We start from the raw sequence: 13,332 nt of genomic DNA, 5'->3' as shown, positions 1-13,332 counted from the left end.
TTTGACAGTCATCTGAGACAGCGAAGCACGGTTGTCCGTCGGACGGGGATTGAATGCCAAATTTGTTCAGTTTTAAGAAGCCTCTCGGCTCCTTAGCTAGCAGACTCTGCTCGGCGATGACCCGTAAGGTGCCGCAGGTTCTGACATCCATCGCCCTTGCGGTGTCTCTGGTTACGCCTGGCATGGCACCTCCCGTCGAGGCCGCCGGCCAGACGCGTACGCTCAAGCTCTATTTCATCCACACGCAGGAAAAGGCGCAGATCACCTTCAAGCGCAACGGCCGCTATGACCCGAAGGGCCTGCAGCAGATCAACCGGTTCCTGCGCGACTGGCGTCGCAACGAGCCGACCAAGATGGATCCGCGCCTGCTCGACCTCGTGTGGGAAGTCTACACCAAGAGTGGCTCGCGCGATTATATCCACGTCGTTTCGGCCTATCGTTCGCCGGCCACCAACGGCATGCTGCGTTCGCGTTCCAAGGGCGTTGCCAAGAAGAGCCAGCACATGCTCGGCAAGGCGATGGACTTCTACATTCCCGACGTGAAGCTGAAGACGGTGCGCGAAATCGGCATGAAATTCCAGGTCGGTGGCGTCGGCTACTACCCGACCTCAGGCTCTCCGTTCGTTCACATGGATGTCGGCGGCGTTCGCGCCTGGCCGCGCATGACCCGCAACGAACTGGCCCGTCTCTTCCCCGACGGCAAGACCATGCACGTTCCGTCCGACGGCAAGCCGCTACCGGGCTATAACCAGGCTGTTGCCGACTACAAGCGTCGCGTCGGCGCCTCGGCGATCGAAGTTGCCGGTGGTGGTGCCAAGGGTGCGGGCGATGCCGAGGGCGGCAAGCGCCGCGGTAACCTGTTCGCCATGCTCTTTGGCGGTGGCGGCGACGAGGATGAAGAACCCTCGGCAATCGCGGCCGGCCCCGGCGATGAAGAAGCCGCTCCGGCAAAGGTCCAGACGGCGTCGGCTCCTGCCGCCCAGGAAGCACTTCCGGGTGTTGCCGGTTCGGTCGCAGCCGAGACCACCACAGCCGAGACCACCACAGCCGATCAGAACATCAATGCTCCGGTTCCGGCCGTTCGTCCGGCCTTCAAGGATGCGCCTGAAAATGGCGGCGTAGCCGTGGCCCTGGTCGCGCCGCAGAAGAACGCGGCCCAGGACGCGCTTGCTGCCGCCCTGCCGCAGACGCCGGAAATGCCGAGCGAATTTGCGGATCTGACCTCGGTCAAGGTGCCGGTCCCGCAGATGCTCGATCGGGGTGGCGTGAACGCTGCTGCCGGCGAGACGCTTGTGGCATCGGTCGATCCGCTGGCAACGGACATGCAGGCGCTTGGCTTCGTGCCGGTTCCGGCCATGCGCCCGGCGGGTGATGCGGCTCTTGCCGCTGTCGCGGATGCCAAGGTTGCCGTGCCTGCCTTTGCAGAGCGCCCGGTTCTGGCTTCGGCCGAGCCGCCGCGTGACACCACGGCTCAGGCATCGACACGCGTCGCGCTTGCCGCGCCGACACAGGCAGAGCGCGAGCCAGTCGCCCAGCCAGTCGAAATGGCCGCCTATGCGCCGCAGGCCTCGACGAATGGCCGCGCCAATGCCTTTGATGGCGCCTTCGACACCCAGGCCGAAGCCCCGGCAAAAGGTGGTCGTCCGAAGAAGCATGATGCCGACGCCGCGACCCGTTCGTCGGTTCGCACCGAGCCGAAGCTGACGCAGAAGATCATCTCCGAATGGGCCCTTTCTGCCGGCCGCGTCGCGACGCTTTCCAAGCCCGTGAAGGCACCGCGCTTCGTCAGCAAGACGCTGCGCACGGCCCCGACGACTGTTTATGCTGCGGGCTTCAACAGCACGGCCGGAACAACGGTCGATACGGCCCGCTTCAGCGGCAACGCCGTCAACTTCATGGAAGTGAAGAAGTTCAGCACCAACTGAGTTTCGAGCAAATAAGACTCAACACAAAAAAAGCCCGCCGGTGATACCGGCGGGCTTTTTGCTGTCTATGGCAGGAGAAATTATTCTTCTTCAGCCGCGGCCGGGATCATGCCGAGCGCCTGCAGGTAGGTGTCGAGGATCGCTTCCTGTTCCATGCGCTCATCGGCGTCCTGCTTGCGAATGGAGATGACCTTCCGCAGGATCTTGGCATCGAAGCCGGTGGACTTGGCTTCGCCGTAGACGTCCTTGATGTCGTCGGCGATGGTCTTCTTTTCTTCTTCCAGGCGCTCGATCCGTTCGATGAAAGCGCGGAGTTGGTCGCGTGCGACGCCGTGTGCATCTGACATGGTCTTCTCCTTTTGCGGGGAATGAAATTCTTGGGTGCCGTGACGTGCCGCGAACGGCGGCCAAGGTCAAGGGCCATTGCGCAACAACGCTGGCATTTCCGTGGCGGTGGCCCGGCGCAGAGGTTTATTCCTTGGGGCGGTTGGTTTCGAAGGCGGCTTTCTGCTCGCTCGAGGCTTCCCTCTGATGCAGCGCCCGCCATTCCTCATAGGGCATGCCGTAGACGATCTCGCGGGATTGCTCCTTGTCGAGTGTCATGCCGGCCTCGTTGGCCGCGTCCCGATACCAGTTGGACAGGCAGTTGCGGCAGAAGCCGGCAAGGTTCATCAGGTCGATGTTCTGCACGTCGCTGCGCTCGCGCAAGTGCGCGACCAGACGCCGGAAGGCGGCGGCCTCGAAGGCGGTCTGCTGGTCCGGGGTGAGCTCGGTCATGATCTTGTCTTTCCTGGTCTCAAATGTCGTAGGCGCCGGTGCGCGACGGGTGCTGCTCATAGCGATGCAGGTCGGGCCGGGTATTGAGATCAGCAAGGATCGGGGCGAGCCGATCGGCCCATGCGGCGACGGCCGCGTCGTCTGCGATCAGATCCTGTCGAACCTCGATCAGGGCATGGGGAATGCCCGGTGCCATGCAGTGCCGGAACATCGTATCCCCGCGCAGCGCCCCGTCATAGGGCTCGTTGTTGCCGACGACGATATCGCCCGATGCTTCGAGCTTTTCGATCAGCGGCAGCACCGCGCGCGGGTCGTTGTCCCAGAGCACGGCCGCGTGCCACGGACGGACGGCACCCTTCCAGGCGGGCGTAAAGGAATGGATGGAGATGACCAGCGGGGCGCTGCCCGTGGCCACGGCACTGCGCTCCAGTGTCTCGGCGACTGCGCGGTGATAGGGCCGATGGAAACGGTTCAGCCGGTTGTCCCATTCCTCCTCGCTGATCGGGTGGTTTCCCGGAATGATCGCGCCGTCGGAAATCTTCATGATCAGGGTCGGATCGTCCTCGCCGCGATTGGGGTCGATCAAAAGTCGCGAGAAGCACCCTAGAACTGCCGGTGCGTCGAGTGCGGCCGAGAGCCGGCGGACGAGATGTTCGACGCCGATGTCATAGGCGATGTGACGTTGAAACGCGGCTGCCGACAGGCCGAGGCTGCCATATTCTTCCGGCAGGCGGTTCATGGCGTGGTCGGCGAGTAGTACGAGGCCGGTTGTGGGGTTGGCTTCGATAATCTCATAGGGCGAATAGTGCTGCATGCCGTTCCAGTCTGCTTTTGGGGGGGGTATGCTTTTGATTGCACGCGTCGGCGACATTCACAAGAAAAACGCAACTGTTTTGCGCAATCGACACCTAATTAGCCCGATGTAATCGATTAGAGTTACGTTGACTTTCCGGGCTGGTCGTCGCAAGAAAGGCCACGCAAATCAAAACGGAGTTCCATCGGAAACCGTGTCCAGATATCCATTTTCCAAAGCGAAGCCGGGGCTGTCGACATTGGGGGGGATCCTCCTGTTTTCCCTGGCTATTTCAGGCTCATTTCTATTTGCCGGTGAGGCTCGCGCCGATTTTCGCGTCTGCAATGGCACGCAAAATCTGGTCGGCGTGGCGATCGGTTACCGCGCCAAGGAAGGCTGGGTAACCGAGGGGTGGTGGCAGGTTCCCGCGACCACCTGTGCGACCCTGATCGAGGGCGAGCTCGAATCGCGATACTATTATCTCTACGCTGAAGACGCGGCCCGGGGTGGCCGTTGGACCGGCGACGTCAACATGTGCGTCGCCGAAAACGAATTCAAGGTTTCGGGCGTGCAGGACTGCTTTGCCCGCGGCTTCCAGCGGATGGGATTCAAGGAATATGACACGGGGCGACAAGGAAGCTGGATGGTTCAGCTCTCCGATACGCCCGGCACGCAGGAAAGCCAGAATTGATGAAGCGGAACAGAAAAGTCAAAATCCTCGCCACGCTCGGACCGGCGTCTGCCGACGAGCAGATGATCCAGAAGCTGCACGAGGCGGGGGCTGATCTGTTCCGTATCAACATGAGCCACGCAAGCCACGAAGTGATGCGCACGCTGGTGCAGCGCATCCGCGCGGTCGAAGCGCGCTGTGGCCGCCCGATCGGCATTCTCGGCGACCTGCAGGGTCCGAAGCTGCGCGTCGGCAAGTTTGCCGAAGGCAAGGTCGACCTCAAGGTCGGTCAGACCTTTACCCTCGACAACAAGGACGAGCCTGGCGACAGCACCCGTGTGTTTCTGCCCCATCCGGAAATCCTCGAAGCGGTCAAGCCTGGCCATCGCCTGCTGATCGATGACGGCAAATTGCACCTGCGCGCCGAAAAGACCGACGGCAAGAGCATCGTCACAACGGTTGTTGCCGGCACGAAGATTTCCGACCGCAAGGGCGTCAGCCTGCCCGACACGCTGCTGGCCGTCGGCGTCCTGACCGACAAGGACCGCTCGGACCTCGATGCGATTCTGGCAACCGGAGAGTTCGACTGGGTGGCGCTGTCCTTCGTCCAGCGTCCCGAGGACCTGGCCGAGGTTCGCAAGATCGCCCGCGGCCGCGTCGGTCTGATGTCCAAGATCGAGAAGCCGCAGGCGCTCGAGCGCATCGACGAGATCATCGAGCTCTCCGACGCGCTGATGGTTGCACGCGGCGACCTTGGCGTCGAAATGCCGCTCGAATCTGTGCCTGGCCTGCAGAAGCAGCTGACGCGCGCCTGTCGCCGCGCCGGCAAACCGGTGGTCGTGGCCACGCAGATGCTGGAATCGATGATCTCCGCGCCGGTGCCGACGCGCGCTGAAGTCTCCGACGTGGCGACTGCCGTCTTCGAAGGCGCCGACGCCATCATGCTGTCGGCTGAATCCGCCTCCGGCGAGTATCCGGTGGAAGCCGTCTCGACCATGGCGTCGATCGCCAGCAGCGTCGAGCGCGACCCGCACTATTCCAGCATCATCTACGCGCAGCGCACGCCGCCCGAGGCGACCGGTGCCGACGCGATTTCGCTGGCCGCCCACCAGATCGCCGAGACGCTGCGGTTGTCTGCAATCGTCTGCTACACCTCGTCCGGCACAACGGGCCTTCGCGCCGCGCGCGAGCGCCCGCAGGTTCCGATCATCGCGCTGTCGCCGATCGTCCAGACGGCTCGCCGGCTTTCGGTCGTCTGGGGCCTGCATTGCGTCGTCACCGAGGATGCGACCGATCTCGACGACATGGTCAACCGTGCCTGCCGCATCGTTGCTCATGAGGGTTTCGGCAAGCCCGGCGAACGGGTCATCATCTCGGCCGGTGTGCCGCTCGGCACCCCCGGCGCCACCAACATGCTGCGCATCGCCTATATCGGCTCGGACGGCCTGAGCGGTATCTGAGGCTCGCCGCTCGTTTCAGAATGCCAGGAGGCCATGGGAGCAGTGAACCTGCTCCCGTGGCCTCTGTCTTTCTATTGGGCCAGGCCGATCTGCTTCATGAAGCCCTGAGTGTCCCAAAAGAGGTATTCCTCATCCATCACGCCTTCCTTGGTCCAGTGACCTGTTCACAGAGCCGGGCCAACTCTTCTACGAACGTGCCCGGCAGATACTCGCCGACATCAGCGAGGCCGAGGCGCTGGTGGGCGAACACGTGACCGTGCCCACCGGGCTGCTGCGCATCAGCGCGCCGCTCTCCTATGGGATCGGGCCGCTCGCCCGCGTCTTGCCGGGCTTCCGGGCGAAGCATCCCGGCCTGCGTCTCGACATCGATTTGACCGACATGCTCGTCGATCTCGCCCACTCCGGTGTCGATGTCGCCTTGCGTATTGCCCGCGCGCCCAGCGCCAGCCTTATCGCGCGTGAAATCGCACCGGTGCGGATGATCGTTTGTGCTTCGCCAGATTACCTCGCGCGCCGCGGCACGCCGCAGCAACCGTCCGATCTCGGCGGCCATGAAACGTTTAGCTATTCCTATCTCTCGCTCGGGGATAGCTGGATGTTTTCCGATGTCGAGGGGCGCGAGACGCAGGTTCGGATTCATCCGGTCGTGCATGCCACCAATGGCGATCTGCTGCGCGCGCTGGCACTCGTCGGCGGCGGGGTCATCGTACAGCCGGACTTCATCGTCGGAGACGATATCGCCTCCGGTCGGTTGGTCCCCTTGCTGGAAAGCTGGCATATGAGCGCGTTCAACCTCTATGCCGTCTACCTCAGCCGACGTCACCTTTCGCCCAAGGTTCGCGTGTTCATCGATTATCTCGTCGAGACGCTGGGAAGGCCGACGGCTCAGGTCGGTTGAGATAAAACTTCCGCTCCTATCAATGCGCCTTGCCGTCGGTGAGCCTCTCTTCGGCGAGCTTCACCGCTGCGCGGAGATCGCCGGGTTTGCCCACCAGTTTCTCCACTGCGGCGACAATCACGTCGGTGACGACATAATCGGGCTTGTGGCCGAGGTTGCCGATCCACAGCAGTTCCGATCCGGCAATGTCGCGCGCCAGGCTGCGCGAGTGAATATCGGCCAGCACGATGTCGTCGCTGTCGCCGCTGACGATGATCGTTGGTGCGGCGATCTCCTGATATCGCGGCGCGACCTCGGTGACATAGGCATGCAGATTTGCGACATCGACGGCGTTGTTGCGGAAGGCCAGCGGCCGCAGCACGAGGTGCGGCGCGGTCTTGTCGATATAGTCGGCAGGCCGCGGATTGGGATGGAAGACCGAACGCGTGCCGCTTTCGATGCGTCTCAGTCCGACCGGTGCGGCAACCGTATGCGCGAACAGCCAGCCGACATAGGGCAGGGCCGTTAGCCGATAGTACCAGTCGATGCCGCCCGGCCAGGGATGGGTCGCGGGCGCCAGCAGGATGAGGCCCGCCGTCTTCGCCGGATGGCGAAGAGCGAAGCTCGCGGCGATCGCGCCACCGAAGGAATGGCCGACGATGATCGCCCGGGTTATGCTTCTCTTCTCCATCAGCTTTGCAATCGCATCCGCCTGGCCATCGGGGCGATCATTCGCCCGCCCGCCGCGCTCGGAGTATCCGTGGCCCGGCCGGTCGACGAAAAGCATCTCTGCGCGGCCTTCGAAGACAGGAGCAAAGGCATGCATCTGATCGAGCAGGTTGCCGCTCGCACCGTGGATGAAGACGAGAGGAGCTAGGTCGGCCCCGGCTGTCGCCTGCAGGTGGACGCTGTTCATGCGGAAGCCGCCGACGTCGATCAGTTCGCCTGTGTTCGGGAACCGCGCGCTGATGTTTTGTGCGCTACGCAGGCTGTAGGCAATACCTGCGAGGGTGAGGGCAACGATCAACACGACGGCTAGAACCATTGTCTCGGCGGCTCCTCTTACTCGGCAGTGTACACGAACATCCCAGGGATAGGGTCAATGGTCTTCTGCTATTGCAGAGCCATCGTGGCCAGATTTCGTTCAGCGCGCGCTGACGGGTCAGAATGAACTCAGGCAATGCAGTGACGCGGTCGCCCTTGCCGTAGCGGCGATCGTGTCGATCGACGATGTGCACGGGCGGAGCGCCGAACTGGTCGGCCGTAATATCGACGATGACGTTGCCGCACTCGACCCGGGCGTGGCTTTGCCAGCCGGCGTCGCCAAGGAAGCCGAAATCGCCCAATTCCGGCCCGGAAGATGACAGGCGGGGCGTGCCGCTTGCCCATGAAGCCTCGAAACCTTCAGCCGCCAGGGCACGCGACAGAAACAGACTTGTGCGCCCGCATGTCCATTGAGAGGGCGTGACCGGCGCATCGCCGTTCCAGGCGCTATGCCATTCCAGCCAGATCGGCTCCATGAACTGGCGCGCTGCCGTGGCAAGGTTGCGGATAGCGGCCAGTTCCGTGGGAGGCGTCATCGCGGGGCCTGCGCTTGCTTCGGCATCCGGCCGGTTTACGTCTTGCTGCCCGCGAGCTTTTCGGTCAGCTCGCCCAGTTGCTCCTGTGCCTTGCGATCGGCTGGATAGATTGCCAGGAACTGCTCCCAGGCCCTGAGCGCCAGCTCGTCCTTGCCGGCGGAGCCGAGGATTGCGGCCATGCCGGCGAGCGCGCCGAAATGCCGAGGCTCGAGCGACAGGACATGATTGATGTCCGACATCGACTTGCGATAGTTGCCCATCGTGTAGTGCAGGGTCGCGCGGCGGTTCCAGCCTTCGACGTAGCTCGGGGCCAGCGTGATCACCTGGTCGAGGATATCGAGGGCTGCCGCCGGCTTATTGTCGGTGATGGACTTGTCGGCCCACTGCATCAGCAGGTTGACCGTCGCGCTGCCGGAATCCTGCCATTCCAGGCGGATCTGGTTGGCGAGTTCGCGCGCCTTGTCGGCGTCCCGTTCCTTCTTGAGGTCGGAGAACAGGGCGTCGAGGCGTTGCTTTGGGGTGGTGAGGCTGGCGGCCTCGGTTTCCGGTGCCGTCTCTGCGGCGAAAGTCAGGGTGCCGGCTCCAACTGAGGCGGCGAGAAGGGCGGAACACGCCAGAATCAAGGGTACAAAAACTCGCATGGCGAGCATGTTAGCTCGCCACGGAATAAGATCAAAATCAATTTTGGGACATCGCCGAAGCGAGACGCCAAACAGAAACCAGTCTGGGCCTCAGCCCTGACGTGCCTTGAAGCGCGGGTTCTGCTTATTGATGATGTAGATACGGCCCTTGCGACGAACCAGACGGTTTTCGCGATGGCGGGTCTTCAGCGACTTGAGCGAATTCTTGATCTTCATTTTCCTGATCCGCAGGTTTCGGGGAAACAAAATTCGCCCGGTATTTCTAACAATCAAAAGCGCGCCATTCAGCGCGCTCCATAAGGTGGGATGGCAAATACCGTGTCACCCCTGTTGTGTCAACCGCAAGACACCGGATTTTGGCGCCTTGCCCCGCATTTCTGTGGCTTTGAGGCTCACGTCAAGCGGGTGAGGTGACCCATCTTGCGGCCCGGTCGCGCTTCCGTCTTGCCGTAGAGATGGACGAAAACGTTATCCTTGGCAAGCCAGGCCGGCACATCGTCGATGTCGTCGCCGATCAGGTTCTGCATCACGCAGTCGGAGTGGCGAACGGGATTGCCGAGCGGCAGGCCGGCCACGGCGCGAATGTGCTGCTCGAATTGCGAGACGATGCAGGCCGCCTCCGTCCAGTGGCCGGAATTATGCACGCGCGGCGCCATTTCATTGGCGACGAGGCTACCGTCGGCAAGCACGAAGAACTCCACGCCGATGACGCCGACATAGCCGAGCGCATCGAGGATCGCCTTGGCCGCAGTGCGCGCGGTCTCGGCGGTGGCAGGGCCAATGGCGGCGGGTACGGTGGAGGTATGCAGAATGCCGTTGCGGTGAACGTTCTCTGCCGGATCGAAGCAGGCGACGGCGCCATCAACCGAGCGGGCAGCAATGATGGAGATTTCCCGTTCGAACGGCACGAAGCTTTCGAGGATCAGCGGCACGGAGCCGAGCGCCGCGAAGGCGCCTTGCGGGTTGTCCTGCCCGGAGCGGAACACGCGTTGGCCCTTGCCGTCATAGCCGAGGCGGCGGGTCTTCAGGACGCCGGAACCGCCGAAATCGGCAAGTGCTGCTTCAAGATCGGCCTGGCTGTCGACGGCATGGAAACGGGCGGTGACGATGCCGCTGTCGTTGAGGAAGCGTTTTTCGACCAGGCGGTCCTGGGCGGCTTCCAGTGCCTTCGGCGGCGGGAAGACAGGTCGGGCACGGGCGAGCCTCTCGGCGGCCGCAACCGGCACATTCTCGAATTCGTAGGTGACGATGTCGCAGGCGGCCGCCAGCGCATCGAGCGCGCGCTCATCGTCATAGGCGGCAACGATCTGTTCGTTTGCCAGCTGCGCTGCCGGACAGTCGGACTGCGGCTCGAGGATGATGGTGCGGAAGTTCAGCCGTGCAGCAGACATGGCCAGCATGCGGCCGAGCTGGCCGCCGCCAATGATGCCAATGGTTGTCATGCGTCGTCCACCGGATACTCGGCGACGGCGACGGTCTGCTGTTCGCGCCAGTCGTCGAGACGGTCGGCAAGGTCGTTGTCGCTGAGCGCCAGTACGGCTGCGGCGAGTAGTGCCGCGTTGACCGCGCCGGCGCGTCCGATCGCCAGTGTTCCGACGGGAATGCCGGCCGGCATCTGGACGATCGACAGCAGGCTGTCCTGCCCGGACAGTGCCTTCGACTGCACCGGCACGCCGAACACCGGCAACGGCGTCATCGAGGCGCACATGCCCGGCAGATGGGCGGCACCGCCGGCACCGGCGATGATGACCTTGAAGCCTTCGTCGCGCGCGCCCTTGGCGAAGCTTACCAGCCGATCAGGTGTGCGGTGTGCAGAAACGATGCGAGCCTCATAGGCAATGTCGAGCGCGTCGAGCGTATCGGCGGCGTTCTTCATCGTCTCCCAGTCGGACTGGCTTCCCATGATGATGGCGACGGGTGGGGTCGTGGTGTCGAGCACGTCTTTAAAGTTCCGCTTCAGGCGATGATGTCGGGGATGATCTGGTCTTCGAGCTTGGTGATTTTGTCCTTGATGACCAGCTTCTTCTTCTTCATGCGCTGAATTCTCAGCGCATCGCAGCCGGTCTGAATCATGGCGTTGATCGCAGCATCATAATCTTCATGTTCCTGCCTCAGCCGCGCGGCGGTCAATCTGAGTTCGGCCTGGTCCTGGTCCGGCATGCAAAGCGATCCCCATCAGCCCGGTTGCGAAGTCCTCCTCGAACCGGAATTTCATGCGCCGCTCTATCACATCTTGGGCGGTAACGGGAAGTTATCCGTCGTCATCATTTCGCCTTCGACAAATGAAAAATGGCATGGCACAGTAGTAAGGTTACAACCATGGAACATCCGGCATTTACCTGCCGGATGCAAGCAAAAGGAAGGGACTGCCAATGACCATTGAGGCTCATCTTGCAACGCTTGAGAAAAAACATGGCGCACTGGAGCAGGAGCTCCATGCAGCAATGAACCAGCCGTCCATCGAGGACGAAATGATCAGCGACATCAAGCGAAGGAAGCTGCGCATCAGGGACGAAATCGAAAGGATTCGCTCCTCGACTCACTGATTATAAACGGTATTTCCCAGTAACAACGGGAGGTGTCCTCTCCGCGGAGACGACGCAACAAGGTTCACAACCAATCCCCTCAACGGAAGATACGGATCGCTCGACCGGGTTTGAGACCCGGTCGATTTGTGTCAGGCCGCGGTTACGCTTCCGTCCGGCTGTCAGGCCCAGAATTGATCCAACCATAGGTTGAGCCTGTCGAAGCCAGGGCGGTTGATCGCATATATCCGCCGCGTACCGTTGGCCGAAACCGAAACCAGATTGCAGTCGAGCAGGGCCTTCAGGTGCTGTGATACCGCGGGCCGGCTGATCGGCAATCCTTCGGCCAGTTCGTTGACCGTTTTCGGCGCGCGCCGCAGTTCCTCCAGCAGGTAACGCCGGTTGGGATCCGCGATGGCATCGAAAGGGTCCGCAATGGTCATGACCGGACGTTAAGCGAAATCACCGCGGGCGGCAAGAAATTTGTGCGCTGCGGCATTTTCGTTTTGCTTTGCAATATGATCGATCGCTTGAATGCAGTCAGGCGCCGGCCAGCAGGCTGTTGAGGCTGTCCCACAGCAGCTTCAGCCCGGCGATGAAAGCCATGCTATACATGAACGGATAGAAGATCTGCGGCTTCATGCGGCGAACGATGAAGGCACCGCAGACGGTGGCAACGATCGCCAGCGGAAACAGCGTCGCGGAGATCTTGAGATTGCTCATGTCGAGCTGGCCAAGCGCGAAATAGGGAATGAGCTTGACGGCATTGAGGATGGCGAAGAAGCGCACGATGGTGCCGGTGTATTCGCGCGGATCGAGCTGAAGCGGCAGGGCGTAGATCTGAAAAGGCGGGCCGCCGGCGTGGGCGACAAAGCTGCCATAGCCGGCAAACGAGCCCCAGAGTGTTGCGGGACCAGCCCGCTGCTGCTTGGGCGTGATCGTTATTCCGTTGCGCATGCGCCAGACATTGTAGACATAGCGCAGGACGAACAGCACGGTGATGAGGCCGATGATCAGGCGCAGATAGTCGCGCGAGACATAGGCCGACGTCGCCCAGCCGATGAGAATGCCGGCGATGGCGCCGGGCAGGAGCATGAACAGGGTTTTGCGATCGCCGTGCTTGCGCCACATCCAGAGCGAGACGAGGTCCATCGCGATCAGGATCGGTAAAAGCAGCGCGGCCGCCTGAACCGGCGAGACGGCCATCGACAGGATCGGCACGCCCATCAACGAAAGGGCCTCGCCCATGCCGCCCTTGCTGAGGCCAACGAGAAGAACCGCCGGGATGGCGATGAGATAGAAGTCCAGGTCGGGAAGCATCGGTGGCGGTTGATCCTTTTGACGTCTCCGTCTATCGGTTTTCCCAAACGAAATCGAGCGCTGGTTTCCGCCGACATGCGGGCACAGCTAGAAATGGATGTCATGAGCAACACAATAGAACGCTGCCGCCTGGTGCTGATTGCGCCGGATATCGCTGATCCGGCGGATCGCGCCAAGGTGCTTGCCGACGCCTTGAAGGGCGGCGACGTCGCTTCGGTGATCGTGCCGCAATATGGCCTCGATGACGCCGAGTTCCAGAAACACGCCGAGCGCCTCGTGCCGATCATCCAGGAGGCTGGAGCCGCTGCGCTGATCGAGGGCGATTCCCGGGTCGCCGGACGCGCCAGGGCCGATGGCCTGCATATTTCCGGCAATGCCGAAGCACTTGGCGAGGCGGTCGAGAAGCACACGCCGAAGCTTATCGTCGGCGGCGGCAATGCGGCCGATCGCCATCACGCGCTTCAAATCGGCGAAGTGCGTCCGGACTACGTGTTCTTCGGCAAGACGGATGGCGACATCAAGCCGGATGCGCATCCGAAGAACCTGGCGCTCGCCGAATGGTGGGCCTCGATGATCGAGATCCCCTGCATCGTCATGGGTGGCACGGATCCGCAGTCCGCATTGGCGGCGGCCGAGACCGGCGCCGAATTCGTGGCGCTTCGCCTGGCCGTCTTCGGCGAGCCCGAGCAGGCGCCGTCGGTGGTCGCCGCCGTCAACGCGCTTCTTGACGAAAAAGCGCCACGGTTTGAAGCTTAAGACGTGTC

At 62.4% G+C, this 13,332-nt stretch carries 17 protein-coding genes and 1 pseudogene; 7 read left to right on the top strand and 11 right to left on the bottom strand.

Annotated features, from left to right (window positions below; genetic code table 11):
- Nucleotides 1-53: 53 nt before the first annotated feature.
- Complete coding sequence (locus tag ASD03_RS30580; protein ID WP_057205658.1) at nt 54-1,925, top strand: DUF882 domain-containing protein; 1,872 nt, start codon at nt 54-56, stop codon at nt 1,923-1,925.
- 80 nt (nt 1,926-2,005) lie between these two features.
- Here ASD03_RS30580 and ASD03_RS30575 read toward each other — a convergent pair whose 3' ends face one another.
- The 3 genes from ASD03_RS30575 to ASD03_RS30565 all read right to left on the bottom strand — a co-directional run bounded on the left by ASD03_RS30575 (nt 2,006) and on the right by ASD03_RS30565 (nt 3,516).
- On the bottom strand, nt 2,006-2,272 hold the full coding sequence (locus ASD03_RS30575) for a DUF2312 domain-containing protein (RefSeq protein WP_025424796.1): 267 nt from the start codon (nt 2,270-2,272) through the stop codon (nt 2,006-2,008).
- Between the two features lie 124 nt (nt 2,273-2,396).
- Entirely contained in the window at nt 2,397-2,702 is a 306-nt protein-coding gene (locus ASD03_RS30570; RefSeq protein ID WP_057217936.1) for a DUF1244 domain-containing protein, read from the bottom strand.
- Nucleotides 2,703-2,721: 19 nt separating this feature from the next.
- Nucleotides 2,722-3,516, bottom strand: a complete 795-nt coding sequence (locus tag ASD03_RS30565) for an N-formylglutamate amidohydrolase (protein WP_057217935.1) — start codon at nt 3,514-3,516, stop codon at nt 2,722-2,724.
- 298 nt (nt 3,517-3,814) lie between these two features.
- Here ASD03_RS30565 and ASD03_RS30560 point away from each other — a divergent pair.
- From ASD03_RS30560 to ASD03_RS30550, 3 genes and pseudogenes are all read left to right on the top strand, one after another.
- Nucleotides 3,815-4,186 (top strand): annotated as a pseudogene (locus tag ASD03_RS30560) (DUF1036 domain-containing protein); the annotation flags it as partial.
- Nucleotides 4,186-5,625: a pyruvate kinase gene (gene pyk / locus ASD03_RS30555; RefSeq protein ID WP_057217934.1), complete on the top strand. Its 1,440-nt coding sequence runs from the start codon at nt 4,186-4,188 to the stop codon at nt 5,623-5,625. The pseudogene ASD03_RS30560 and the gene pyk, both read left to right, overlap by 1 nt.
- Nucleotides 5,626-5,875: 250 nt before the next feature.
- Nucleotides 5,876-6,523, top strand: a complete 648-nt coding sequence (locus tag ASD03_RS30550; RefSeq protein WP_192434034.1) for a substrate binding domain-containing protein — start codon at nt 5,876-5,878, stop codon at nt 6,521-6,523.
- A gap of 19 nt (nt 6,524-6,542) precedes the next feature.
- Here ASD03_RS30550 and ASD03_RS30545 read toward each other — a convergent pair whose 3' ends face one another.
- Nucleotides 6,543-7,547 (bottom strand): alpha/beta hydrolase, encoded by a 1,005-nt coding sequence (locus ASD03_RS30545; RefSeq protein ID WP_057217932.1) that lies wholly within the window; start codon nt 7,545-7,547, stop codon nt 6,543-6,545.
- Between the two features lie 172 nt (nt 7,548-7,719).
- On the opposite strand from ASD03_RS30545, the gene ASD03_RS40205 reads away from it, so the two are divergent.
- Entirely contained in the window at nt 7,720-7,866 is a 147-nt protein-coding gene (locus ASD03_RS40205) for a hypothetical protein (protein WP_171520440.1), read from the top strand.
- Between the two features lie 251 nt (nt 7,867-8,117).
- Here ASD03_RS40205 and ASD03_RS30540 read toward each other — a convergent pair whose 3' ends face one another.
- The 5 genes from ASD03_RS30540 to ASD03_RS30520 all read right to left on the bottom strand — a co-directional run bounded on the left by ASD03_RS30540 (nt 8,118) and on the right by ASD03_RS30520 (nt 10,883).
- The gene (locus ASD03_RS30540) at nt 8,118-8,732 is read right to left on the bottom strand and encodes a hypothetical protein (RefSeq protein ID WP_025424788.1); all 615 of its coding nucleotides are present in this window, start codon (nt 8,730-8,732) and stop codon (nt 8,118-8,120) included.
- 81 nt (nt 8,733-8,813) lie between these two features.
- Entirely contained in the window at nt 8,814-8,939 is a 126-nt protein-coding gene (gene ykgO, locus ASD03_RS30535; protein ID WP_025424787.1) for a type B 50S ribosomal protein L36, read from the bottom strand.
- A 176-nt stretch (nt 8,940-9,115) separates the two neighbouring features.
- Complete coding sequence (locus ASD03_RS30530; RefSeq protein ID WP_057217931.1) at nt 9,116-10,165, bottom strand: 5-(carboxyamino)imidazole ribonucleotide synthase; 1,050 nt, start codon at nt 10,163-10,165, stop codon at nt 9,116-9,118.
- Nucleotides 10,162-10,626 (bottom strand): 5-(carboxyamino)imidazole ribonucleotide mutase, encoded by a 465-nt coding sequence (purE, locus tag ASD03_RS30525; RefSeq protein ID WP_038576471.1) that lies wholly within the window; start codon nt 10,624-10,626, stop codon nt 10,162-10,164. The genes ASD03_RS30530 and purE overlap by 4 nt, the downstream gene beginning before the upstream one ends.
- Before the next feature lie 53 nt (nt 10,627-10,679).
- Nucleotides 10,680-10,883, bottom strand: a complete 204-nt coding sequence (locus ASD03_RS30520; protein WP_025424784.1) for a YdcH family protein — start codon at nt 10,881-10,883, stop codon at nt 10,680-10,682.
- A 212-nt stretch (nt 10,884-11,095) separates the two neighbouring features.
- Here ASD03_RS30520 and ASD03_RS38370 point away from each other — a divergent pair, with 212 nt between their 5' ends.
- The gene (locus ASD03_RS38370) at nt 11,096-11,269 is read left to right on the top strand and encodes a DUF465 domain-containing protein (protein ID WP_082557445.1); all 174 of its coding nucleotides are present in this window, start codon (nt 11,096-11,098) and stop codon (nt 11,267-11,269) included.
- A gap of 161 nt (nt 11,270-11,430) precedes the next feature.
- On the opposite strand, the gene ASD03_RS30515 is transcribed toward ASD03_RS38370, so the two are convergent.
- On the bottom strand, nt 11,431-11,691 hold the full coding sequence (locus ASD03_RS30515; RefSeq protein ID WP_025424783.1) for a metalloregulator ArsR/SmtB family transcription factor: 261 nt from the start codon (nt 11,689-11,691) through the stop codon (nt 11,431-11,433).
- A gap of 97 nt (nt 11,692-11,788) precedes the next feature.
- Nucleotides 11,789-12,568, bottom strand: a complete 780-nt coding sequence (locus ASD03_RS30510; RefSeq protein WP_057217929.1) for a sulfite exporter TauE/SafE family protein — start codon at nt 12,566-12,568, stop codon at nt 11,789-11,791.
- A 102-nt stretch (nt 12,569-12,670) separates the two neighbouring features.
- On the opposite strand from ASD03_RS30510, the gene ASD03_RS30505 reads away from it, so the two are divergent.
- On the top strand, nt 12,671-13,324 hold the full coding sequence (locus tag ASD03_RS30505) for a thiamine phosphate synthase (protein WP_057217986.1): 654 nt from the start codon (nt 12,671-12,673) through the stop codon (nt 13,322-13,324).
- Nucleotides 13,325-13,332 lie beyond the last annotated feature (8 nt).

It is taken from the genome of Ensifer sp. Root127, assembly GCF_001425225.1.
GTDB classification, from domain to species: domain Bacteria; phylum Pseudomonadota; class Alphaproteobacteria; order Rhizobiales; family Rhizobiaceae; genus Ensifer; species Ensifer canadensis.
This window is presented reverse-complemented; position numbering and strand designations above follow the sequence as displayed.

Bases quoted from the DNA above. Each gene is read 5' to 3' on its own strand.
- ASD03_RS30580 (WP_057205658.1), top strand. From the start codon at position 54: ATGCCAAATTTGTTCAGTTTTAAGAAGCCTCTCGGCTCCTTAGCTAGC.
- ASD03_RS30575 (WP_025424796.1), bottom strand. From the start codon at position 2,272: ATGTCAGATGCACACGGCGTCGCACGCGACCAACTCCGCGCTTTCATC.
- ASD03_RS30570 (WP_057217936.1), bottom strand. From the start codon at position 2,702: ATGACCGAGCTCACCCCGGACCAGCAGACCGCCTTCGAGGCCGCCGCC.
- ASD03_RS30565 (WP_057217935.1), bottom strand. From the start codon at position 3,516: ATGCAGCACTATTCGCCCTATGAGATTATCGAAGCCAACCCCACAACC.
- pyk (WP_057217934.1), top strand. From the start codon at position 4,186: ATGAAGCGGAACAGAAAAGTCAAAATCCTCGCCACGCTCGGACCGGCG.
- ASD03_RS30545 (WP_057217932.1), bottom strand. From the start codon at position 7,547: ATGGTTCTAGCCGTCGTGTTGATCGTTGCCCTCACCCTCGCAGGTATT.
- ASD03_RS30540 (WP_025424788.1), bottom strand. From the start codon at position 8,732: ATGCTCGCCATGCGAGTTTTTGTACCCTTGATTCTGGCGTGTTCCGCC.
- ykgO (WP_025424787.1), bottom strand. From the start codon at position 8,939: ATGAAGATCAAGAATTCGCTCAAGTCGCTGAAGACCCGCCATCGCGAA.
- ASD03_RS30530 (WP_057217931.1), bottom strand. From the start codon at position 10,165: ATGACAACCATTGGCATCATTGGCGGCGGCCAGCTCGGCCGCATGCTG.
- purE (WP_038576471.1), bottom strand. From the start codon at position 10,626: ATGGGAAGCCAGTCCGACTGGGAGACGATGAAGAACGCCGCCGATACG.
- ASD03_RS30520 (WP_025424784.1), bottom strand. From the start codon at position 10,883: ATGCCGGACCAGGACCAGGCCGAACTCAGATTGACCGCCGCGCGGCTG.
- ASD03_RS38370 (WP_082557445.1), top strand. From the start codon at position 11,096: ATGACCATTGAGGCTCATCTTGCAACGCTTGAGAAAAAACATGGCGCA.
- ASD03_RS30515 (WP_025424783.1), bottom strand. From the start codon at position 11,691: ATGACCATTGCGGACCCTTTCGATGCCATCGCGGATCCCAACCGGCGT.
- ASD03_RS30510 (WP_057217929.1), bottom strand. From the start codon at position 12,568: ATGCTTCCCGACCTGGACTTCTATCTCATCGCCATCCCGGCGGTTCTT.
- ASD03_RS30505 (WP_057217986.1), top strand. From the start codon at position 12,671: ATGAGCAACACAATAGAACGCTGCCGCCTGGTGCTGATTGCGCCGGAT.